This is a genomic window from Leptospira meyeri, from assembly GCF_004368965.1.
GTDB lineage: Bacteria > Spirochaetota > Leptospiria > Leptospirales > Leptospiraceae > Leptospira_A > Leptospira_A meyeri.
In genome coordinates, this window is sequence record NZ_SORO01000001.1 from 387,170 (window position 1) to 410,317 (window position 23,148).

The 23,148-nt window shown below is 36.7% G+C and carries 18 protein-coding genes; 14 read left to right on the plus strand and 4 right to left on the minus strand.

Features of this window, described 5'->3' with window-relative positions:
* Positions 1-4 precede the first annotated feature (4 nt).
* The 7 genes from CLV96_RS01855 (at position 5) to CLV96_RS01885 (ending at position 10,536) form a co-directional block, all read left to right on the plus strand.
* Positions 5-2,131: a FecR family protein gene (locus CLV96_RS01855; RefSeq protein WP_243836384.1), complete on the plus strand. Its 2,127-nt coding sequence runs from the start codon at positions 5-7 to the stop codon at positions 2,129-2,131.
* Positions 2,121-3,302: an LIC11435 family protein gene (locus CLV96_RS01860; RefSeq protein WP_004789000.1), complete on the plus strand. Its 1,182-nt coding sequence runs from the start codon at positions 2,121-2,123 to the stop codon at positions 3,300-3,302. Before CLV96_RS01855 ends, CLV96_RS01860 begins: the two co-directional genes overlap by 11 nt.
* Before the next feature lie 43 nt (positions 3,303-3,345).
* On the plus strand, positions 3,346-4,638 hold the full coding sequence (gene hisD, locus CLV96_RS01865) for a histidinol dehydrogenase (RefSeq protein WP_004788851.1): 1,293 nt from the start codon (positions 3,346-3,348) through the stop codon (positions 4,636-4,638).
* Positions 4,635-5,489 carry a pantoate--beta-alanine ligase gene (gene panC, locus CLV96_RS01870; RefSeq protein WP_004788757.1) on the plus strand — a complete coding sequence of 285 codons (855 nt, stop codon included), beginning with the start codon at positions 4,635-4,637 and terminating at the stop codon, positions 5,487-5,489. The genes hisD and panC overlap by 4 nt, the downstream gene beginning before the upstream one ends.
* A gap of 6 nt (positions 5,490-5,495) precedes the next feature.
* A complete protein-coding gene (gene mfd / locus CLV96_RS01875) occupies positions 5,496-8,918 on the plus strand; it encodes a transcription-repair coupling factor (RefSeq protein ID WP_004788652.1) in 3,423 nt (1,140 codons plus the stop codon).
* A gap of 100 nt (positions 8,919-9,018) precedes the next feature.
* Positions 9,019-9,687, plus strand: a complete 669-nt coding sequence (locus CLV96_RS01880) for a lipoprotein LipL31 (protein WP_004788544.1) — start codon at positions 9,019-9,021, stop codon at positions 9,685-9,687.
* Positions 9,688-9,696: 9 nt separating this feature from the next.
* Positions 9,697-10,536 carry an undecaprenyl-diphosphate phosphatase gene (locus tag CLV96_RS01885; protein ID WP_004788553.1) on the plus strand — a complete coding sequence of 280 codons (840 nt, stop codon included), beginning with the start codon at positions 9,697-9,699 and terminating at the stop codon, positions 10,534-10,536.
* Here the strand turns inward: CLV96_RS01885 and CLV96_RS01890 are convergent.
* The gene (locus CLV96_RS01890) at positions 10,516-13,065 is read right to left on the minus strand and encodes a SpoIIE family protein phosphatase (RefSeq protein WP_004788709.1); all 2,550 of its coding nucleotides are present in this window, start codon (positions 13,063-13,065) and stop codon (positions 10,516-10,518) included. The genes CLV96_RS01885 and CLV96_RS01890 overlap by 21 nt on opposite strands.
* Before the next feature lie 30 nt (positions 13,066-13,095).
* Here CLV96_RS01890 and CLV96_RS01895 point away from each other — a divergent pair, with 30 nt between their 5' ends.
* From CLV96_RS01895 to CLV96_RS01905, 3 genes are read left to right on the plus strand one after another with little or no spacing between them, the layout of a single operon-like run.
* Positions 13,096-14,277 (plus strand): class I SAM-dependent rRNA methyltransferase, encoded by a 1,182-nt coding sequence (locus CLV96_RS01895; RefSeq protein WP_004788463.1) that lies wholly within the window; start codon positions 13,096-13,098, stop codon positions 14,275-14,277.
* 25 nt (positions 14,278-14,302) lie between these two features.
* Complete coding sequence (locus CLV96_RS01900) at positions 14,303-15,727, plus strand: MBOAT family O-acyltransferase (RefSeq protein WP_004788782.1); 1,425 nt, start codon at positions 14,303-14,305, stop codon at positions 15,725-15,727.
* A gap of 1 nt (position 15,728) precedes the next feature.
* On the plus strand, positions 15,729-16,865 hold the full coding sequence (locus tag CLV96_RS01905) for a DUF1574 domain-containing protein (RefSeq protein WP_004788456.1): 1,137 nt from the start codon (positions 15,729-15,731) through the stop codon (positions 16,863-16,865).
* Here CLV96_RS01905 and CLV96_RS01910 read toward each other — a convergent pair.
* The gene (locus CLV96_RS01910; protein WP_004789189.1) at positions 16,862-17,461 is read right to left on the minus strand and encodes a J domain-containing protein; all 600 of its coding nucleotides are present in this window, start codon (positions 17,459-17,461) and stop codon (positions 16,862-16,864) included. The two genes, CLV96_RS01905 and CLV96_RS01910, sit on opposite strands and share 4 nt — an antisense overlap.
* A gap of 63 nt (positions 17,462-17,524) precedes the next feature.
* On the opposite strand from CLV96_RS01910, the gene miaB reads away from it, so the two are divergent.
* From miaB to CLV96_RS01925, 3 genes are all read left to right on the plus strand, one after another.
* Complete coding sequence (miaB, locus tag CLV96_RS01915; protein ID WP_004788354.1) at positions 17,525-18,898, plus strand: tRNA (N6-isopentenyl adenosine(37)-C2)-methylthiotransferase MiaB; 1,374 nt, start codon at positions 17,525-17,527, stop codon at positions 18,896-18,898.
* Positions 18,891-20,483 (plus strand): LptF/LptG family permease, encoded by a 1,593-nt coding sequence (locus CLV96_RS01920; protein WP_004788316.1) that lies wholly within the window; start codon positions 18,891-18,893, stop codon positions 20,481-20,483. The genes miaB and CLV96_RS01920 overlap by 8 nt, the downstream gene beginning before the upstream one ends.
* A 71-nt stretch (positions 20,484-20,554) precedes the next feature.
* Positions 20,555-21,385, plus strand: coding sequence for a hypothetical protein (locus CLV96_RS01925; protein ID WP_134151837.1), 831 nt, complete (start codon positions 20,555-20,557; stop codon positions 21,383-21,385).
* Here the strand turns inward: CLV96_RS01925 and CLV96_RS01930 are convergent.
* Positions 21,382-22,188, minus strand: a complete 807-nt coding sequence (locus CLV96_RS01930) for an FcpA-related putative periplasmic flagellar protein (protein WP_004788670.1) — start codon at positions 22,186-22,188, stop codon at positions 21,382-21,384. The two genes, CLV96_RS01925 and CLV96_RS01930, sit on opposite strands and share 4 nt — an antisense overlap.
* Positions 22,189-22,239: 51 nt before the next feature.
* Here CLV96_RS01930 and CLV96_RS01935 point away from each other — a divergent pair, with 51 nt between their 5' ends.
* Positions 22,240-22,695 (plus strand): methylglyoxal synthase, encoded by a 456-nt coding sequence (locus tag CLV96_RS01935; RefSeq protein ID WP_231292582.1) that lies wholly within the window; start codon positions 22,240-22,242, stop codon positions 22,693-22,695.
* Here the strand turns inward: CLV96_RS01935 and CLV96_RS01940 are convergent.
* Positions 22,672-23,148 (minus strand): SRPBCC family protein, encoded by a 477-nt coding sequence (locus tag CLV96_RS01940; protein WP_004788760.1) that lies wholly within the window; start codon positions 23,146-23,148, stop codon positions 22,672-22,674. The two genes, CLV96_RS01935 and CLV96_RS01940, sit on opposite strands and share 24 nt — an antisense overlap.

Consider the following 23,148-nt stretch of genomic DNA (forward strand, 5'->3'; position numbering starts at 1 on the left):
TTTTATGAGATGGTTGAACGATACAAGATTTGTAGTATCTGCTTTAGTTTTACTAATTCTTATATTCTCATACTTTCTCTATCGGAATTTAAACGACCGTTTCATTGACTCTTCAAGTCCTACGATTGGGGTGATCACTTTTAAGAATAAAACTGTTCTACGGAAATATAATGATGCTGTGGTTTGGGATTTAATTGAATCCAAAACAGAAGTAAAAAATAGGGATACGATCCGTACGGAAGGACTTTCGGATGCCGTACTCACATTGAATGATGGAACAAAAATAAATATATCCGAAAATTCGATGATTCTTTTGGATATTTCGGATCGGAATATTAATATAAATTTTGCTTATGGTTCATTTGAAGCTGCCCGTGAGGGAACTGTTTCTGGTGATATGAAAATGAACATCACCGCAGGCGATAAAACAGTACAAGTAGCTAGCGGTGATGTAAAACTTGATAAAACAAAATCTGAGTTAAATATCAAAGTTGACCAAGGGGAAGCAAAACTCACAACCAACGGAAAGGAAGAAACGATAGCCAAAGACCAAGTGGCAAATGTTACTGAGTCTGGTGTGAAAGTGGGAAAACCTGTGTATCGTTTGGTTGGACCAGAGGATAGAAAAAATATTCTTTCAGAATCGGGATCAGAAAAAATTCAATTTGTGATATCTGGTTGGAAACAGGAGCAGGTCAAACAAACAAGTCCAACGATCGAAATTTCCCTATTCCCTGACTTTTCTAAATCTTTAATCAAAGAAAAGTTAAGTTCATCAAACCTATCCAAAAAATTAAATCCAGGTTCATACTATTGGAGAGTTTCGTATGAAGACCCGAACTCAAAATCCAAACAAACCACAGAGGTGTTTCAGTTTAGGATCTTAAGTGATCCTTCATTAAAAATTTTAAGTCCTAAACCAAATGAAGTGTTTTCTTATACTCAAGAAGTTCCTGTAGTTCGTTTTGTTTGGAACCCACTGGATCTTTATTCTTCTTATACTGTTTTGATTGCCAAGGATTCAAATTTTTCAGATATCGTTGTTTCAAAACAAACTCAAAATCAATCCTTAGCCTTTGATTCTCTAAAGGAAGGAAATTATTTTGCAAAGATCCAAGCCAAATCCAATCTCCCAGGGATCTCAGAGAAACTATCATCTGTGATTAGTTTTCAGGTCACAAAAAAAACAAATCTAACTCCGCCAGAACTTTTGGAGCCGAGCAAAGGGAAAAGTTTTGCGGAGGAACAAACAAAGTCCCAACTTTTCTTTTCTTGGAAGGATGATAAAGACTTCATACAATATGAATGGGAACTTAGTTCTGATTCTAATTTTTCATCAATACTAAAAACTGAGTCGATTAAGAATAATTTTCTAAAATTACCTAGTGGTCTTGGTATAGGAACATATTTTTGGAGAGTGAAAGGAATTGGTTCGAATGGAACTTCTTTAGAATCAAAATCCAATACTTTTACGGTGATTGCAAAAGAAGAAATGGAGTTAATTGCTCCAGCGAACGGATCTGAGGTGGAAGTGGATGAACGCTCTGTTGTCATTCTAAAATGGAAAAAACTAACAGGGAAATCTAATTATGAATTAGAAATTGCAAAAGGTTCAGATTTCCAACCTCTTTACACAAAAGAAACTGTTTCTGGCAATTATTTTGAATTTAAGTCCAAAGACTTAGGTCGATTTTTTTGGCGAGTTCGTCCAGTTGGTTCCGATCCATCTGATACTAGCGTAGCACGTAGTTTTCAAATGATTTCCAATATGGAACCTCCTGGTTTGGTGAGTCCAAGTCGAAATGAAACGGTCGATTTGTTTTCTAGAAGTTCGATTTTGTTTGTTTGGAAATCAGTTGAGAAAGTTTCTAGTTATCGAATTCGTTTGATTGATATTTCAGGGATTCGAGAGAAACAAGTTTTGAATGAAAGAATTAACTCTACAAGATTTCAATTTAACGATATTCAAAAATTGAATGTTGGTAGGTTTCGTTGGGAAGTTGCTGCCCTCTACAAACAAGCTGATGGAAGCGAACGTGAATCTGCTTATAATAAACAGGACTTTTTTATTTCAGTTCCAGAGCTAAAGGTTCCAAAAATCCTAACACCAGGAAAGATTTATGTGGAATAAATTTCATTCTTATTTGATTATATTTTTTATTTCTCTCTCTTCCCTTGTGGCACAATCAAATAATGAAGAGGGAACTCAATACCAATTACGTTGGTTAGATGTAGAAGGTGCTACGGGTTATGTTCTTGAAATTAAAAATTCCAGTGGTTATCTTGTTCTTTCAGAAAGAGTAAATGGAACAAGTTACGACTTGGTAAACTATACTTCTGGGATTTATGAACACAGAGTTGCTGTGATCAATAAACTAGGCAAAGTAGGAAGTTATTCGGAATGGGTAAAATTTGAAGTTGTTGTTTCTAGGGTTCCTACGCTAACAAAAGATTCTGTATATTCTGTATCCAAGGAAGAAAAAGAAAAAGTATTTTTACTAGAGGGTAAAGATTTTATCAGTCCTATGAAAGTGTATATGGTGACTGGCGGTAAAAGAATTCTTGCTAAAAAAGTAGTCATCGAATCCGATTCGGTTGCGAAAGCAACATTCGCAGTGGATGCAGATACAGATACGGGAATATATGATTTGGTTTTAGAAAATCCAAGAAATAAAGTGTTAACCGCCAAACAAAGAGTTGTTTTATCTGACTCAAAAGAAAAGGCGAATCGGTTTGCCCAAAGACAGGAGAGGATCGTTCGAAAAGAAATCCCTGAAGACTATTACGAAACTCCATACTTTTCAACACTTTGGAGATCTACCATTCTGCCGGGTTGGGGTCAAAAATACATTGATGGAAACAATTGGAAACTCTATGTATTTCCAGTCGTTGCGCTTTCGGCTGTTGGATTGTATGCTAATTCCTATAACCGTTTTTTAAGTGCTCGGTCCGATTACCAATCAGCAGTTCTTTTGGGAGCATTACTTGTGGAAAGACAGGATGCACAAGTTTTATGGTTGATCAATCGAACGAATGCCGAGGCAAAATTTAATTCCGCCAAGTCTGAGTTAGGTGTAATCCAGGCTGGGGCAGGGATTTTGGGTGTTTTTTTACTCTATAATATTGTAGATTCCTACTTTTCCGCAAAACGAAATGTTGCAAGTGATGGACCTGGATTTCCGCTGGGTGAAACGAACAAACGTGTGCAAGCTTCCGTAAGTACCGATCTTGGTTGGAACCAATCAAAATTTGCCTATGAATATGGCTCACGATACCAAATCGAATTCTCTTCCCGTTTCTGACAAAAAGCTTGTTTAGGGAAGGTCTTCCCCTCATGCTGATTTTATGCCGATTCCCATTTTACGTTCCAACAGAAATTCAAAAAAAGAATTGGATCGTTTTCTTTCGGGAGCGAAAGAAGACCTAAGTTCCGCTACTGCAAAAATCCTACCGATTTTAGAGGCAGTGCGAACGAGGGGAGACAAAGCTCTTATCGAATACACTGAAAAATTTGATGGGATTCTGTTAAATTCGGTTACTATCGATCCCCATTCCATACAAACAAATCTAAACCCGAATATAAAAGAGGCCTTCCTGCGGGCGAAATCTAATATTGAATCTTTCCACGAAGCACAAAAAAGAGAGTCGTGGTCGAGAACCATTGACGGTAACCGATTGGGTGTCAAATACACTCCCATCCCATCACTTTCTGTCTATGCACCTGGCGGAAAGGCTTTGTATCCATCCAGTGTACTTATGGGAGTGATCCCTGCCAAAATTGCTGGAGTCAAAAATATCCAACTCATCACTCCACCACAAAAAGATGGTCTTCCTGAAATTCTTGTTTGGCTTTGCCAGATTCTAGAAGTAAATCGTATTGTTACTGTCGGTGGTGCACAGGGAATTGCTGCCGCTGCCTACGGAACAGAATCCATTCCAAAATCTGAATTCATCGTGGGCCCGGGAAATGCTTATGTAGCCGCCGCCAAATCTTATTTAGCTGGGCAGGGAATCATTGGTATTGATAGTCCTGCCGGTCCGAGTGAGGTTTGTATTATTGCTGATTCTTCTGCAAATCCAAAATGGATCGCTTGTGATATGTTATCGCAAGCAGAACATGGTGAAGATTCTTCAGCCATTCTACTCACAACAGAGGAAAATTTTGCCAAAAAAGTTAGTGAAGAATTGGAAAAAGCATTTGTGGAACGTCCCAAACGTTTGGCGATGAAACAAAATTCCATTTATAAAAATTCAGCGATTTTAGTTTTTCCAAGTTTAGAGGATTGTATTTGGTTTTCGAATGAGTTGGCACCTGAACATTTAGAAATTCAAACAAAAGAAAACGAATCAGTTTTTTCAAAAATTGAACATGCCGGCAGTGTTTTTATTGGGCCATATTCTCCAGTCGCTATGGGGGATTATATTAGTGGTACTAATCATATTCTTCCCACTGCCAGAGGTAGTCGAATCTATTCTTCTCTTGGAGTGGATACATTTTTGAAACGAGTGACTTTCCAAGAAGTAACAAAAGAATCTTTGGTAACTCTCTATCCATTTGTAAAATTAATGTCAGAATTAGAGGGACTTGATGAAGAGCATGGAACGAGTGTTAAGGTTCGTACAGAGGAATCGTTGTGATCGTTATATCTAACATTGCAGAACTAAAAAAACAAGTAGGTATATGGAAAAGGGAAGGGGTTTCCATCGGCTTTTGTCCTACAATGGGAAGTTTGCATGCAGGTCATATGGACTTAGTCGAAACTTCGAAGAAAAAAACGGATAAAACCATTGTTTCAATTTTTGTTAATCCCACTCAGTTTAATGATCCAAAGGATTTTGAGAATTACCCAGTTAATACAGAAACCGATTTGAAGTTATGCGAAGAAAAGGGAGCGGATTTGGTTTTTTTACCTGATGTCAAAACCATTTATCCAAAAACCAAAACTCCTATCCAAATGAGTATTCCAGAATTACAAAAACACCTTTGTGGACGTACAAGACCTGGACATTTTGAAGGTGTTTTACAGATTGTTTCGAAACTTTTCCATTTAACTGAGCCTACGATTGCTTTTTTTGGTCTGAAGGACTACCAACAATTTCGAATCATTTCTACCATGGTTGAAAATCTTAATTTTCCTTTGGAAGTGGTTGGGGTTCCCACTCGCAGAGAGTCAGATGGCCTAGCCATGAGTTCACGAAACATTCGTTTGAACCCAAAAGATAGGGAAACTGCAAGTCTCATTCCGAGAATGTTTGCATTAGCCGAAAAAACAGTTCTTGGTGGTGAAAGAAACCTTCCTCTCTGGAAAGAAATTCTGAGAGATTTTTTGCTCACTGGAAGTTCCGTTCAGATTGATTACTTAGAAGTTGTAGATCCAGTGAATCTCCAACCGATTGAAAAAATGGAAGGAGATATTCTTCTCGCATTGGCTATGTTTGTTGGTGGGGTTCGTCTCATTGATAATCAGATTATTAAAATTCCAAATTAAACCTAAATGTCCAAAGAAATCGAAGACCGAAAATATAATCCAAAACTTGTTTTATCTGAAATAAAGACAACCTTAGTCAATTTGAGTGGGATTCCAGAATCGGCTCATTCTTTTGTAACCGGTTCATTGTACGAAACTCTCAATTCTGATTCTCCTTTTTTAGTTGTGTTGCCGACCAACCAAGATGCGGAAAGTTTTTCCAGAGAACTTCTGAGTTTTTTACCGCAAGAGGAAATTTTCTATTTTCCTGGTCCCGAAAATATTCCTTACGAATATACAAAATGGCAAATGGAATGGAAACGAGATAGAATCCTAACGATCAATCGTATTTTGTCAGGAAATCGTTGTTTGGTGATAACTTCTGTTTCAGCTCTTCTTCGAAAACTTCCCGTTAAAGAAAGTTTAAAAGGAAAATCCATAACATTAACATTAGGAAAGGATTTTCCTTTGGAACTTTTATTGTCCGATTTGGTTAATTTAGGATACCATAGGGAAGAGGTCTGCGAACAGTTTGGTCATTTTAGTTTGAAGGGTGGAATTTTAGATATTTACACTCCTTATTTGGCTAACCCCGTGCGGATTGATTTTTTTGGTGATACGGTTGATGAAATTCGAACCTTCGATCCCAATACACAAAAGTCCATTGCAAAAATTCAAGAAATTGTCATTACTGCTGCAAACGAAACCATTGTGAGTCGTGAAGAGAAAGCAAAATACCAAGAAATTCTGATTTCCCATAAGGATAGACGACTCCCTATTGATTCGGAATTGGAAATCATAGAAGAACACCTTCCTTTGATTCGAAATCATGAAGGTTTTTTAAACTTCTTTCATAAGAAACCAATTGTAATCTTTCCTAGATTCTTTGATACCAAAGAGCGTGCTTATGGAATGGAAAGAGAATACAATACTCTTTATGAAAAAAAGAAAGAAGAAGCACTCTGTTTAAAACCAGAAGACTTAGTTTCCTTTGGTGAAGAATGGAATACGCTTACTTCCGAGGAAACACCAGGAATTCGTTTTTCACTTTTACCCGATCACCAGAAAAATTTTTCCTATGAACCAATTACCGAGGTTAGGGGGTTTCGTGGAAAGATCCGTGAGGCAAAAGAATACTTCTTAGAGTTATTAAACGAAGATCCGAAAAATAAAATTTTCATCACTTCTTCTTTTTCTGCGCAGATGATGCGCTTGAAAGGATTGTTTTCTGAGAACGAAATAGAAACAGTTCATTCGGATTCGGAAGAGCCAAAACCTCTTCCGCTTGGTTCAGTCAAACCAGGAATTCATTTAGTGATCTCGGATCTAAAACGAGGGTTCCATGTTTTAGATGATCATGTTTATATTTTTACTGATAATGATTTATTCGGTCGTCAGTACAAAAGAAAAACACGTTATAAAAAACAAGCTTCCCAAATGATTGAATCTTTCATCGATTTGAAAGAAGGCGACTATGTGGTGCATGTCAACCATGGTGTGGGTCGATTTGTTAAAATTGAAAGAACAAAAGCAGATGGAAAAGAAAGAGACTTCCTTAAATTAGAATATGCGGGTGGCGATAGTTTATTTGTTCCACTCGATCAAATCTCTTTAGTTCAAAAATATATAGGTGGAACAGATACACCAAAACTCGACACTCTCGGCAAAAATTCTTGGAAAAAAGCTAAGGATCGAGTTCAGGAATCTGTAGATAAACTTGCTGAAGAATTAGTGTTACTTTATTCGAATCGGATGAAATTGAATGGTTTTGCATTTCCACCCGATACCATTTGGCAGGAGGAGTTTGAAGCTGCTTTTGAATTTGAAGAAACTCCAGATCAAATTTCTGCGATTGAATCTGTAAAACAAGACTTAGAATCTGCAAGGCCTATGGACCGTTTGGTCTGCGGTGACGTTGGTTACGGGAAAACAGAAGTTGCCATTCGTGCAGCATTCAAGGTGATTATGGCTGGGAAACAAGTAATGCTTCTCACTCCCACAACAATACTTTCCTTACAACATTTTAATACTTTCAAACTACGATATGAGAACTATCCAATAAAAATTGCCTTTGTATCGCGGTTTCGTTCTGCAGCAGAAATTCGAGAAGACCTAAAGAACTTTTCTGAAGGCAAAATTGACATGCTCATTGGAACACATGCAATTTTATCTTCAAAGGTTAAACCTAAAAACTTAGGTTTACTTATAATCGACGAAGAACAAAAGTTTGGTGTAACTCATAAAGAGGCAATTAAAAAGTTTAAAAACCTTGTGGATGTACTGACCTTAACGGCTACCCCAATTCCTCGAACTTTGCATATGGCTCTCACAGGAATTCGGGAACTTTCAATTATTTCAACGGCTCCCAAAAATAGACAGAGTGTCGAAACTTATGTTCTGGAAGAAGATGATACTCTCATTCAGGAAGCAATACGGAAAGAAATAGAAAGAGGAGGGCAAGTATTTTACCTTTACAATCGAGTGGAATCGATTGAAGAGGAAGCAGCTTATATTCGTTCCTTGGTTCCTGAAGTTTCCGTCGGGATCCTTCATGGACAATTGACGGAAGATGAAATTGAAGAAACTTTGGTCGATTTTTACGAAAAAAAATATGATATTTTAGTCACAACGACTATCATTGAATCGGGAATTGATATGCCGAACGTTAATACTTTGATTGTTAAACGTGCAGATATGTTTGGACTTTCCCAGTTATACCAAATTCGTGGTCGAGTGGGTCGCTCCGATAGAAAAGCCTATGCATATATGTTTTATCCATCCAAAAAACTAATGACTGAACTGGCAGAAAAAAGACTCAATACAATTTTCGAATACCAAGAGTTAGGTTCTGGTTTTAAAGTGGCTATGCGTGATTTAGAAATTCGTGGTGCAGGGAATCTTTTGGGGAAAGAACAATCCGGTGACATCATGGAAGTTGGCTTTGATCTATATGTAAAAATGTTAGAAGAGGCGATTTCTCGAATCAAAGGTGAAGAAGTGAGAGTGGAAGTTCGTACTGCGGTGAATTTGAAAACTAACTTTTATCTTCCTGATGATTATATACCGGATACAAAACAGAAAATAGAATTTTATAAGCGTTTTGAAGGTTCGGCAAATTTGGATGAAATCGAGGAGCTTTCCCTTGAAATGGAAGACAGATTTGGGGAACTACCTCAAATTGCCAAGACCTTTGTGGAATTAGAAAAAATTCGCACTTTGGCATCCAATTTGGGTTTTGAATTTGTGACAGAAAAACCAGACGAGATTTTATTCAAATGCGGAACTTATTTTCGGGGAAATCCTGATCGTGTGATCCAAGCCATGGCCAAGTTCAAAGGATTGCTCATTTCCCCTCAAGAGCCATCTGTATTGCGTTATACGATTCCGGAACGGGAAGATCTCCAAAAAATCAAAAAACTGCTTTCTCTTTTGGAATTTTTAGCCGCTTAAATTTTAGGCATTAGATTCAATCTTATCGACTTAAAAAAGGATGGACATTGCGGGAATTCACGAAACCATCATCCCAAATCCTTTCAGGCACTAAAATAATATGACTAAAATCCTTCCTTTGTTTGTTTTTTTGGCATCTCTTTTCCTCGTTCAGTGTTCGGACTCCTCTCCGGTCATCGAAACTTTGGATAACCATAAAATTACCGTAAAAGACTTTGAGGCCGCTTACGATACCGCTCTCGATTCGATCAGTCGCTTACAAAATATCGAGAAAAAAACTCTTTTGGAATTCATTGAAAAAGACATCAATGAGGTTCCGCAAAACTTTCAAGATTTGAACTACCAACTTCAAAAGAAAAACTTCTATCAAACTTACCGCCAAATGATCATGACTCGACTTGTTGCTGAAAAAAACGGTTATATTTCTCGTCCAGATGTAGCTGAAGTGATCAAACAAGTGGAAATGCAAACCATTGCGCAAATGTATGTTTCTGAACAAGTAGAGAAAAAAATCCAAATCACTGACGAACAAGCTAAAGCTGAATGTGAAAGACTACGTGGTTTAGACCGAAACATTGCCAATCTAACGATTGATAAATGCCTTACTTTTGCAAAAGCCCAAATCAAACAATTACAGACGAGAGAGCAACTTCCTCTTGTAGTCGAAAGAATCAAAGAAGAAGTAACCATCAAACGTAATGATAAATTTGATTTGGATGCATACCTTGCACCAAAGAAAAAAGTGGAAGAACCAGCTGACAAAAAATAATAAGTCGGAATGGACAATACTTTAAATGCGTTTCTCCGTGGCATCATTGAAGCTGCCACGGAATTCCTTCCCGTTTCCTCGACTGGACATCTTTTTCTTTTTAGTTACTTTTTCCCTTTTGAAAACCTAAACATCGATCATGAAGCCTTTGAAGATTTGTTTGATATATTCATCCAAACAGGTGCCATACTTTCTGTTGTGGCATTGTATTTCAAAGTTTTATGGATACATACTAAGACTGCCGTTCAATTTGTAACCAAAACTTCTGATGATAAATCTGGGTTTCAATTCTATCGCAATTTAATTGTCGGTATCCTTCCAATTATCGTCCTCGGCTTTGTGTTCAAAAACATATTGGACCAAATTAAAATGAGGCCTGATCTTCTTTTGATCCTAGGACTTTCTTGGTTTGTTGGCGGTCTCGTGATGGTGTTTGTAGAACTAAAACATTACGATGAAAGTGATGGTCGGGTTATTGGGATTAAGGAGTCTGTTTTCATTGGACTTTTTCAGTGTTTTGCTTTGATTCCTGGTGTTTCCAGATCAGCTGCTACCATCATCACCGCAAGGACTCTTGGTGTTTCTAAAAAAGACTCTGCGGAGTTTTCTTTTTTTCTTGCAATTCCGGTATTAACTCTAGCCGGTCTTTATAAACTATATAAGCACAGAGCCATTTTGAATTCGGAAACAATAGGCCTTTTACTCTTTGGTAGTATTGTTTCTTTTGTAATCTGTTACTTTATCATTCGTTTGTTTATGGCCTTTATCCGCAGAAGGAGTTTTTTATCTTTTGGAATCTACCGAATTTTACTTGGAATCCTCGTCATTCTATACTTTGTTCGTGGTTAAGAACTCTAAATAAAACTCTTTTTTGTCTATATTCTTTGTTAAATCAAGCAGATACAGGAACAATTTTGTATTCTGCTTGTGATCCTTATTTCGTAAAAAAAGTCGCTCGCTCCAAATCACAGCCTCTTGCATTTGGTTATTTTTGAATAAGGTCTTTGCTGTCATATAAAGATAGTCTTCTCTACTAGGGTTTGCATTTGTCGCTAATTTGAAATTTTGAATGGCTTCTCCCCAGTTTTTTAACTGGTATTGCAATTTACCAGCAAATGCATAGAAATTTGGATGAGGGAATTTTTTCATCAAAGTCTCTATTTGTTCTAATGCAAATTTATAATGTCCTTGTTTTGATTTCGTTTTGATTTCTATGTATTCTTTTTTGACAAACTCAGGGAGGGACATCCTTGTATTTTTAGGATTGTATTCTATTTTAAGAAACGAAAGGTCGTCAGTGATTTCTCCACTTGTTTCGATTTCATAAACCAATTTGGAAAGTTCTGACTGCGAACGTTCCACAAAACGTAAAATCAATGTTTCATCTTCATTGATGATTCTTGTGGTATTATCTTCTTGGATAAAACCAATGTCATCTCTTCCATCCGAACCGATAAGTAAGGTATCTCCTGGTTCTAGTGAAAACGTTTTGATTTGAAAATACTGATCATTTTTCGGGAAACCAAGTTTTCTCATGGAGAGTTCTGTTTCAATGAATGAGGCAACGCCATCTCGATATAGAATGCTCCAAGGATGTTCTGCATTAATATAATACACCAATCCATCTTTTGCAACCATCCCAAGAACAACACTGGACAACATAGAACCATCAAAACTAACAAAGACGGATTGTAGTTCTATGTATAAATCTTTTAGCCAAAGTTCCGGTGGTCTTGATTTGGTGTAACTAGATTTAGCTCGCGAAAGTACTGCTTGAAAAACAACACCTAAAACCAAAGCACCGCCTGCACCTTGGATAGATTTTCCCATAGCATCTCCATTTGCAAAAACCGTGTATTCTCCCAACTCTAAATTTACTGTACCGACAATACAAATGTCTCCACCAATTTCTCCGTCTTTGCCTCGAAAGTGAAATTTTTTCTTTTGGTTCACATAGGTTTCAATATGAATCTCAGGGATTTGGTTATCGATGCGAGCAAGTGGATGAATGAGAAGGGAGGTTAAAAAGTAATCACCATCTTGTTTTTCTTTCAGAATTTGTAATTGGTTGAGTGATTCATTTAAAGCGTCAGTTCTTTCCTCTACTTTTTTTTCTAAGTTTTTATTTAGATCTTCTACTTCCTCATTTAGTTTGACAAAGGAATTTGCGAGAATGATGGCAAGAGAGATGTTGAATACAAGAAATGTATATCCCATAATCCGTGGAAACACCCAATAATTGCGATTGGTTGCTGTATCTACCACGGCAGCAAAAAGAACGATCGTGAGGCCAATGGTAATATAAAATGCTCTCCTTTCTTTTTTTCTTAGGTTTTTGAAAAGAATCGTAAAAATTAATACTACATATAAAACCCAAGTTGGTTGGACAAAGTTAGTTAGTAAAAAACTAAAAGTTTCTATGTTTTGAGTTAGTGCAAAAAAGAGAAAACAAACAAGTTGAATGCCGTCCAAAATTTTACCTAAAATATGATATCTTTCTTCAAATAATGTACGAAGAAAATGATACATAAAAGGTATTAATAATAGAATCGTCATGTATTCTAACTTTTTCATTTCTAAAAATGAAAAACCAAATTCGTATTTTAGTTGGTTTCTTAGGAAATTATAAATGACGAAAGAGAAGGAGAATAAGGCAAAAAACAAGTTTTCTCTATCTTTTCTTCTTCGAATAAATAAAAATAGAAAGTATCCTCCAACTGTAGAGTAAATAGTCAAAAATAGTAACTTAATAAATTCATCTTTGTAAAATCGTGCATTGACTTTATCTGTGGGTCCAAGTAGAGTCTCATCTTGCTCGATTCCCCCGGAGTTTCCAAAATAAGGTTGGATTTTAATTAGTAATAGATTATTTTTTCCAGGCTGAATGAGTTGAGAGGGAATATTGTAAAAACGTAATTTGTCATATGCTTGTGGGGTCGTTGCATTCCATTCTCCCGTTTGTCCTATCAATTGCCCATTTAAGTATGTTCGGTCTCGGTCATTGATTACCCCCAGTCGAAAGCTTAATTGTATAGAAGGATCTTTATGAAACTGAATCCATTTTGCAAGTGTAACAATTTTTTTGGCAGCATAGTTTTCTTTATTTTTATAGAGATTTCCAGGAACCGCGATTTGTTTCCAATTTTTGGTTTTAAAATTTGATTCCGTTATGGATTGGATCTCAACTTCACTTAAATCCTCTTCAATCATAAACCAAAAAGAATCGGGATCGATTTCATTGGTGTCGAGTGAAACAATATCATTTTCATTGGGTTTTGTAGTAGAATTTGGTAATGTTTGGGAATGGAGTAGGGAAAAAGAAAAGACAAGAAAAATGAGAATCGATTTTATCATATATAAACGAACTTGAACGTTCATAACTCTGTAATGTTTCCAAATGGATTCAAAATGGTCATTCGATTAAAAAAGAATAAAGAAAAAGCTGTATTAAATTTTCATCCTTGGATTTTTTCGGGAGCCATAGCTTCAGGAGAAAATGGATTGCCCTCTGGATCCATTGTGCGAGTGGAATCATCATCTGGTGGTTTTTTAGCTTGGGGACATTATGATCCCAAAAGTCAAATTCGAATTCGTTTGTTCTCTTTTGACGAATCAAAAAATGGAAGTGAAGGAACATTTTGGACTGAGAAATGGAACGCAATTTATGAATCTAAACTAGCTCTTCTCCCAAAAGAAACAACAGGATTTCGTCTATTCCATTCAGAAGGTGATGGTGTCCCTGGAATTGTTGTCGATTGCTATCATGAAACAGCCGTTATGCAATTAAAAACACCCGGGGCTATGAGTTTATGTGAACCTTTGGTTTCATTTTTATCTCAAAAAGGTTTCAAAACGATTTTAGAAAGAAATGATAAGTCTGATGATAAAGTTACTGGAGATACAATATTCCATAAAGGAGCAGAAAAAGAACCGCAATTTACAGAACACGGAATTAAGTTCATTGCAGACATTACAAAGGGCCAAAAAACAGGATTTTTTTTAGATCAGAGAGACAATCGAGCTTTGGTATCTAATTATGCAAAGGACCGTATGGTTTTAAATACCTTTGCCTATTCAGGTGCATTTTCTGTTTATGCATTGTTAGCTGGAGCAAAATCGGTTCATAGTTTAGATATTTCTAAACAAGCAATTGAACTTTGCGAAAGAAATTTGAAACTAAATGGAATAAATTTGGGAAATGAGCCCGACAAACACAAAAGTTTGGTTTTGGATAGTTTTGATTACCTAAAGACTATGGATTCCTATTTTTATGATTTAATTATTTTGGATCCACCTGCGTTTACGAAAAGTATCGCCACCGTAAACCAGGCTAGCCGAGGTTACAAGGACATCAATATGAGGGCCATGTCCAAAATAAAGGTCGGAGGGCTCATTTTTACTTTTTCATGTTCCCAACATATTTCCTTTGATCTTTTTAAAAAAATTGTTTTCGGAGCCGCAAAGGATGCCAAAAAGAGAGTTAGAATTTTGCACCATCTTACCCAAAGCCCGGACCATGCTTATTCTGTCTTTCATCCGGAAGGAGAATACCTAAAAGGCCTTGTGATTCAGGTTGATGGGGATATATGATCTATTACATTGGTGAAATCTTAAAATGAAATTTACATCCCTTAGTTTTCTTTTGTTTTTTCTTGTCGTGTATTGTTTACACTGGGTTTTTCGCGGCAAATTCCGCTTAGGGTTTTTGTTTTTAGCTTCTTTTGCATTTTATGCAGCCTGGTCAATTCCATTTGCGTTTCATTTTCTTTCGATTGTTTTGTTAAATCATTTTTTTAATAAACAAATTCTGAAAAATAAATCCTCCTACTGGTATCCGGTTTCTTTATTCGTTAACTTTGGAAATTTATTTTTATTTAAGTATTTTTACTTTCTTTGGGCTTTATTTTTCCAACTCACTGGAAGTTTGTTTTTTGCTCCCGAATCCATCCAAAGTTTTTTAAATGCTCAGTTCGGTGTTGATTCCATCACACTACCACTTGCCATTAGTTTTTATACCTTTCAAATGGTTGCCTATACCATCGATATCAAAAGAGGAACAGCTGAAGAGAATCCAAACTTTTTTCAATTTGCTCTTTTTATCTTTTTCTTTCCACAGTTGGTGGCGGGCCCAATCGTTCGTCACGGAGAATTTTTTTACCAGTTAGAAGTTTGGAATGCAAAGAAAGAACAACTATTTGAAGGTTATTATTTGGTCTTTCTTGGGTTATTCAAAAAAGTTGTCATTGCCGACAATCTTTCACCGGTAATCGAACCGATCTTTCAGAACCCGGACCAATATGATGGTTTGACAAATTTTATCGCATGGTTTGGATATGTGGCAAGAGTTTTCTGTGATTTCAGCGGTTACACGGATTTAGCAAGGGGACTTGGAAAACTATTGGGAATTAATTTACCGGAAAATTTCCATGCTCCTTATCTTTCTCGTTCCGTCCGAGAACTTTGGACTCGTTGGCACATGACACTTGCTACTTGGATCAAGGATTATATTTACTTTCCGTTAGGTGGTTCTAGAGTATCCGAATATCGTGGTTACTTGAATTTAATCGTTACCTTTACCTTAGCAGGATTTTGGCACGGTGCAAATTTTACTTTTATTATATGGGGATTTTTACACGGTTTGATGTTAAGTGTAGAAAGGAAATGGGAACTGATCCGAAAACCCGACAAAAATCTAAATTCACCTTATTGGAAAAGATTCTTAGGAATTCTTTATGGTTTCTGCTTTTTTGTTTTTACCATTCCATTTTTTAATGCCCCGAGTGTTCATAATGCTTTGTCAATGTATGGACGTGTGATCACTGGAGCTTCGGGAGAACGAACAAATAAATTGGAGCTGATAGTTTATTGTTTAGTTCTTACATTTTTACTGAACTATTTGCAAACAAAACCAAGTTTTCCTAGAGAGAATTGGCCAACCAAAACATCTCTCAGTTTTCTTTTGTTATTTTCGTTGGTTGTTACCATCTTATTGGGTTATTTAGCACCAGGAGGAACGGAATTTATCTACTTCCAATTTTAATATGAATTCTAAATTTAAATTTCCAGTCGTTTTATATCCTATCCTTTTGGCTTTGGCATTATTCCTTTTGGATAAAATATTTTTTCTGCCAGTAATCGTTGAGAACACGTATAGTTGGAAAAAAATTGAAAGAAAGTTTTATGAATTAAAAGAAGATCTTTATGAGGTGATGGTTGCGGAACAACAAAAGAATCCTTCTAAACAAATTGGTCTGATTTTAGGTAGTTCTCGGTCGGGTGAATTTGATTCTGATATGCTGGAATCATTTTTCCCTAATACAAATTCTTTTAATTTTGCAGCGCCGTTTGGCCCTCCCAGTTTTCAAGCATATTGGTTAGAACGAACTCTTAGTGCAAAATTGCCATTACGATATGTTCTCATTGAGGTTGATCCTCTTTTATTTTCACAGTCGGCCATTGAGTATTCTTTAAATGGATCGTATGACAATGGTTATGTTTTAAGTCAGATCGATTTATACAGAGCAAAAAATAAAAACCCTTGGGCTATCAATGCGAATGGATTTTCAACTGACGAAGTAGAAGTTTATTTTTTAAAGAAACTTTTTGCTTTGTATAAATACCCACTTGATCCTACAGCAATTAAAGCAAACAACAAAGAGATAGAAGTTGGCTTTTTTCCGGGTATGTCGGTTGGAATCACAGGTAAAGATCACAAGCGGAACTATATCGACAAAATTAAAATGGTGAATCGGGTTAAGTTTGGTGCCTTACCGAACGAAATCAAGTTTGCAAATATGGATGTGTTTTTAGAACGAGACGCAGAAGCCATGTACAATCAGTATTTAAGAGGACAGTCCCTAGCTCCCACACAGATATATTTTTTTAAGAAGATGCTTCATCTTTTAGAAGGTACGGGGATTCCTGTCATCATATATTTTCCTGCTGTCTCGGATGCCCTGAGAAAACGTATGTCTCAGGATGGGCTTTTAGAAAATTTTAATTCTGAGATTCTAAAGGCAGTGGAAAAGTCCAAAGAAGTTCCCAATTCGAAATTTAAGGTGGTCGATCCCAATGTAGATCCACGTTGGGTTTGTAAAGACTTTGTGGATTCTCTCCATTTGAGTGGAGCTTGTTTCCCAAATTTATTGCCAATTCTTTTTCCGAAAGAAGTTCGTTAGTTTCTTTTTTCTTTCCTTTTTTCTAATTCCTTCCTGAGGAACCGGAAACGGAAAAAAAGATATCCGAGGGCACTGAGTATAAGAAAAATTCCAGAGCCCCAACCGGAAAACGAATCTAACCACAACTTTTCGGTTTCATGGGAATCCATTAAGAGGGAATGGGAAAGAACAAATCCCGAATATATTAGTAAATTCAAGACCATATAGATCGTGGTTTTTTTTAGAATCCAAAGTGTATCGCCCATTTCCTCACGGAACTTCGTAAATTCTCCGAGAATTTCTTGATAGGTTTTGTTGTGGTTTAGTCTATATTGGTCGTACGCTTCTTCTATTTCGGGATCCTTTGCCTTTCCATCCAAAAGCACAAATTCAAAGTCGAGTTGAGAATCGTATTCCTTTCTTTTTTTTGGATCACTCAGGGTCAAAAATGCCTTCGTTAATTCGAGGATTTTCTCTCTAGCTTCGGGACTCCCTGGTGCTTGTAAACGTTCCCAGAACTCCAACTCCTTTTGGTATGTGGCTTCGATGGTTTCTTTTGTGGATTCTTTGCTCACCCCCAAAATTTCATAAAAAGTTTCTCTTTTCGTCCGAGCCATATACACCTTTTCATACTCATCTTCTTTGCTTTACAAGGAGATTTTCTGGAAAAACATATCATTATGAACCCATCCTTGACTGAAACCCCAACCACTGACTTAATCCAACTTGGAAAGGTCTATGTGGAGACCTACGGGTGCCAAATGAATGAATACGATACCGGGATCGTCAAGGAGCTCTTTCGAAAGGAAAAATATGAGACTACGGAATCCGTAGAAGACAGCGATATCATTTTTTTAAACACCTGTGCGGTTCGTGAAAATGCCCATGCAAAGATCTACGGAAGATTGCAGTCATTGGGTTATTTGAAGAAAAAAAATCCAAACTTAGTGATCGGAGTTCTTGGGTGTATGGCCCAGAATTTGGGGGAAGATTTGTTTCACCAGGAACTACCTCTCGATCTCATTGTAGGTCCCGATAATTACCGAACCTTACCTGAGCTCATTCAGAAAATTCGAGGAGGAGAGCGTGATGTTCAACTCACACGACTTTCACGAACCGAGACTTATGATGAATTGGAACCGAAGGTAGTGAATGGAATCCAAGCCTTTGTCACGATTATGAGAGGTTGTAATAATTTTTGTACTTTTTGCGTTGTCCCTTATACAAGAGGTAGGGAAAGAAGTCGGGAACCAGGCTCAATCATAACTGAAATTCAACAACTAGAAGCAATGGGTGTAAAACAAATTACATTACTTGGACAGAACGTAAATAGTTATTCTTTTGAAAGTACAGATTTCTGTAGCCTTGTTGAAAAAATTCTCGCGGAGACTACTGTGGAAAGAGTTCGTTTTACAAGTCCACATCCTAAGGACTTCCCTGATCATTTAATTTCCCTTATGGCAAAGGAAGAGAGGTTCTCTTCTCAAATTCATATGCCGTTACAAGCTGGAAGTTCCAAAGTGCTTAGGGATATGAAACGTAGTTATACAAAAGAAGAGTATTTAGATTTGGTTGCTAGCATCCAAAGTAGAATTCCAGATATTGGGATTACCTCTGACATCATTGTTGGTTTTCCTGGTGAGACGGAAGAAGAATTTCAGGAAACCCTGGAAGTTGTCAAAAAAGTTAAATTTGATATGTCTTATATGTTTAAATACTCGGAAAGGGAAGGTACGATTGCAAAACGAAAGTTTATTGATGATGTACCTGAAGAAGTAAAGAGCAAACGACTCATTGAACTTGTTGAACTACAAACAAAAATTTCTTTAGAAAAAAACCAATCTAAGATTGGTGCAACTTTCTCCGTGTTAGTTGAAAATACATCTAAAAAATCAAAACTAGAATTTTGTGGTCGTTCTCATTGCGGAAGAATGATTGTATTCCCAGTTCCGGAAGGTTCTTCCACAGATCCAGAAAATTGGATCGGAAAAACTGTCCAGGTTTTGATTGAATCAGCTACCAGTGCAACATTGAAAGGAAAACTCGTTGGCTAAACAAGTTGACCTTCGCACTGTAAGAGTCTTCTCGAAAGATGACCTACCACCGGATTTTATGGTGGATACAGACCGTTTGGGAAAATGGAAGCGGTTTAAACCATCCATTCTAAGAATTTATATTCTTAAAGAAATCCTAAGTCCTTTTCTTGTCGCACTTTCTTTTTTTACGATGATTTATATGGCAGTGGCCATTCAGAAAATGATTGGACTCTTTGTGGGAAAGGGTGTCGATTTTTTTCGTCTTTTGGACTATATGGGATATGTTTTTGGTAACACACTTCCAATGACGATTCCTATGGCGTGTTTGATGTCAGGGATCATGGCTGCGGGTCGTTTGTCAGGAGATTCTGAAATTACAGCCATGCGGGCTTCCGGTGTTTCTTTCCCTTATATTTATTCTAACTTTCTTGTTTTTGGGTTTCTCATGACTTTGATTGTTGGTTATCTAAATTTTTATCTCGGACCAGAAAACACTCGTAAGATGAAGGATTTTGATAACTGGATTGCTACATACAATCCTCTACTTGCAATCCAACCTGGCCAATTTTCCGGAGACAAAACCCAGGACTTTTTTTCAGAAAAAGGTAGAACTATGTATTCTGGTGGAATTGATGCCGATGGAAATTTAAGTAACGTTCAAATCCGGGAATGGGCAATCTCTGCTGATGGAACAGACTTTATTATGGTAAATAATTTAGCTGTTCCGATGGGTGGATCTCGTATGTTACAAATCATCAATGCCAAAGAAGGTTTGTTAGTTGAGAAAAAGAACTTAAGTGGGGAGTATGAAAAGTCTGTTCGTCTGCGAAAAGGTTATGTAATCGAATGGGATCCAGAAACGAATGCCATTGGAGTAACCAATTTTATGGATGGAGAAATGGACTACAATACTCCAGCTAAAAAGGATACAAAAACTTTGAGTATCAACGTAAAGCCAGACACCTTTTCCTTACCTATGCTGATTGAAATACGAAATGCAATCGAATCAGAAGGTTTAGAAAACATTCCTGGTTTGGAAATTTTGAAAGAATATGGTTTATCGATCAAAGGTGTCGGTGGCTTAAAACAAATGGTGGAGCAGTTTAAGTATGAATTACTCATGGGGGCAACCAGTGGTAACCAAGAAGAGATGGCTCAAAAATTTGCCTTATTTACTCAACTTTCGGAATTGCTCAATGAATCAAAGAAAACACTCACTGGTTTTAATGTAGAAATCCATAAACGATTTGCTACCCCGCTTTCCTGCCAGATTTTTTTCTTTTTGTCTTTTCCATTAGGTTTAGTTGTCAAACGTTCGGGAAAGGGAATGAGTTTTACCCTTGCCGTTATCTTTCTATTAATTTATTATACGTTTTTTATTTTTGGATCGGGAATTTCTTACAAGGAAAATGTCCCCGACTGGGTTGGACCTTGGTCGGCTAATATTGTGATTGCCACACTTTCCATCTACATTATGATTTCGCGGACCGACGCCAAATTGCCTGAGTCAATCCGTAGCCGATTGGGTTTTTATTTCCGATTTCGGGACCTTTTGGATGAGAGGATAGAACTTGTAAAAAATCGATTCCGAAAACCCAAATAAGACAAAATTTGCTAGAAAATTCCCCTTACTACGGTCCTATAGAATCAGTAGTTGTGCACAGGAGATCTGATTTGAAAACTTCTTACATTTGGAATATTTCTAAAGGACGACCTTTTCCGGTAGAGCTTTGGAAACATTCAAAGATCAAAGTTCAAGTCAACCAAATGCAGTTGGACGAATTGGATCGAATTACGATTGGTCCGAATGATATTCATATTTTATTCCTTCAAGTTTCTCTTGCGGAATGGAAACAAATCCAATCTACTGTTTCGTCCTCCTTTGAAGCCAATCCGTTTGTTTGTTTAATTTTGATTTCTACGGAAGATGGGGTAACTCAGATTCAGGAAATGGTAGAAGGTCATTCAAAGTATTTAGTTTTAGAAAATCCACTTCATGTGAGAGAACTGAGAATGATTTTGGATCGAACCATCCAATCAGAATCGTACAAAGCTGCCGCCTTAGACATTGGAAATTCATGTTTAGAAAATGTTGGTTTTTTTGAAGGAGTGTTTTCTTTAGCTCACCAGGAATATGAAGAATCTAAAAAAGAAAATGAGGCACTTCGTTCCATCCTGAAATATGAAGAACTTGTCAAACGTTCCCAAGCAGGAATTAATACGGCATTGGATAAAGTGAACGACATGAAAAATCAAGAATTGATTGAGCTTCATGCGCGTGTGAAGGCAAGCCAACAGTTGGATGAACTTAGAAAAAAAGAGTTGAAACAGGCTCTTGAATTACAAAAAGCAACAGAACAAGTGTTAAACTATTCTCGAATTGAAGAGATGAACCTGGACAAAATACTTAGGGCACAAGATAGGCTTTTTGAATATACAGAACAAGAAATTAAAGAACTTGTCGAAGAAAATAGAGCTTTAAAAAAGAAATTAGGAATGTCTTAAAAATCCCTTCCAACTTTTTCCTCTATGGTTGCGTATTCTTTTGAATCGCGACCGTAGTGGATTTCTGCAAATCGTAATAAATGTTTTTTCTTTAGTTCTTTAAACTCATAGTAGAGTTCTTGGTTTTTAGATCGTAAGGCAGTTTGTTCCATTTTTTCATAAGCGAGTGAAAGCAAACGGTGTGGCTCAGCCTCAGCTTCGTTTTTGGAAGAAAGCTCCATATAGCGATGTGCAAAATCAATTACCTGTAGATAATTTTTAAAAGCTTCTTGGTGTTTGATATATTCTCTATAAATTCCAGATTTTAAATCTAAATAAGACGCACTTTCTTTTACTTTTGGATTTTCAATTTTATCCAATAGATTCATGGCTTTCACAAGTCGGCTCACCGTTTGTGATCGTAAATCAAAGATTTGTTTCTGAAATTCTTTTTCTTTGTTTTCCTTTCTAATCTGTTTTTGCCATTCATATCTGTCTTCATAATAGACCTCTTTTTTGAAATCTTCTCTGCGTTTATCGATATTTTTTCTGCCAGACTCAAAAGATTCAATGGCGGATGAATATTCCTTGTTCGCGTCTTGCCAGCGTTTTTGGGAATTTTTTTCATCGACTAAGTTTAAGACGGGAATTGTTTCCAATCGTTCGGAATTTTCTCCCCAAGGGGAACCAGATTCGGGAGTGGTGGGAAGAATGGACTCCACCCGATTTTCAGTAGAAGATGACTGATTTGGTTCTTTGGAACTAACAGGAAAGGTTCCTAGGAAAATCAAAGAAATCCATAAAAATAGGATAGGAAATTTCATTTACAGGGAAACTTTCCTTGAATCCTAGATATTGGCAAGAACTATCATTCTATGGTACTAATTCAAAGAAAAATGGAGATCACAAAAAAGATCGTCCTCATTGCTCATGACAATCGAAAAGAAGATTTATTGGATTGGGTAAAATACAATAAAGGCACATTAAGCAAACACCATCTATCAGCTACAGGAACCACAGGAAAATTAATTCATGAACAAATTGGTCTTCCTGTATTTCGATTCATTTCTGGACCACTTGGTGGTGACCAACAAATCGGATCAAAAATTGTTGAAGACGGAATTGATTTTATGGTTTTTTTCTGGGATCCACTCTCCGCCCAACCACATGACCCGGATGTAAAGGCCTTACTTCGAATTGCAGTATTGTATAATATTCCAATGGCTTGTAACAGGTCCAGCGCTGATTTTTTGATCTCTTCTCCTTTAATGGAAAGAGAATACAGTCGCCAATTGATTGATTACGGATCAAGAATACCTGCAAAAAATTAGTTTGGATTTCACTCCAAAGTGTTTTGCAGTTAGTTCATGTCGTTTCCGAAACATCAAATAAAGAAAGGGGAAAATAAAAATTCGAGATAAAGGCCAAAGGTAAAAATTAATTTTGATTTCTTCTGATAGGATACATGAGTTTTCTCCATCTGTTCCATCTAAAAACAGATGGGTATGTTGGAATTTTAAGAATGGACCTTTCTCTTGGTTATCTACAAAAAAGTGGTTCTTTTCATATGCTGTATGTCTCGCAATCCAAATCGTTTTCCAAAAAGGTAAGATGCTAATATTAAGAATTACTTCTTCGCCAATGGCTAAAGATTTTGGAGCTTGAAGGACTTCTATTCCTTTTATACCACCGACTAAGGATTGAAAACCAATTGGTTCTTCGTGGAATCGAAAGAGTTTTTCTTTATTGATTGGAAACTTTGAACGATAGATAAATGTATTCAT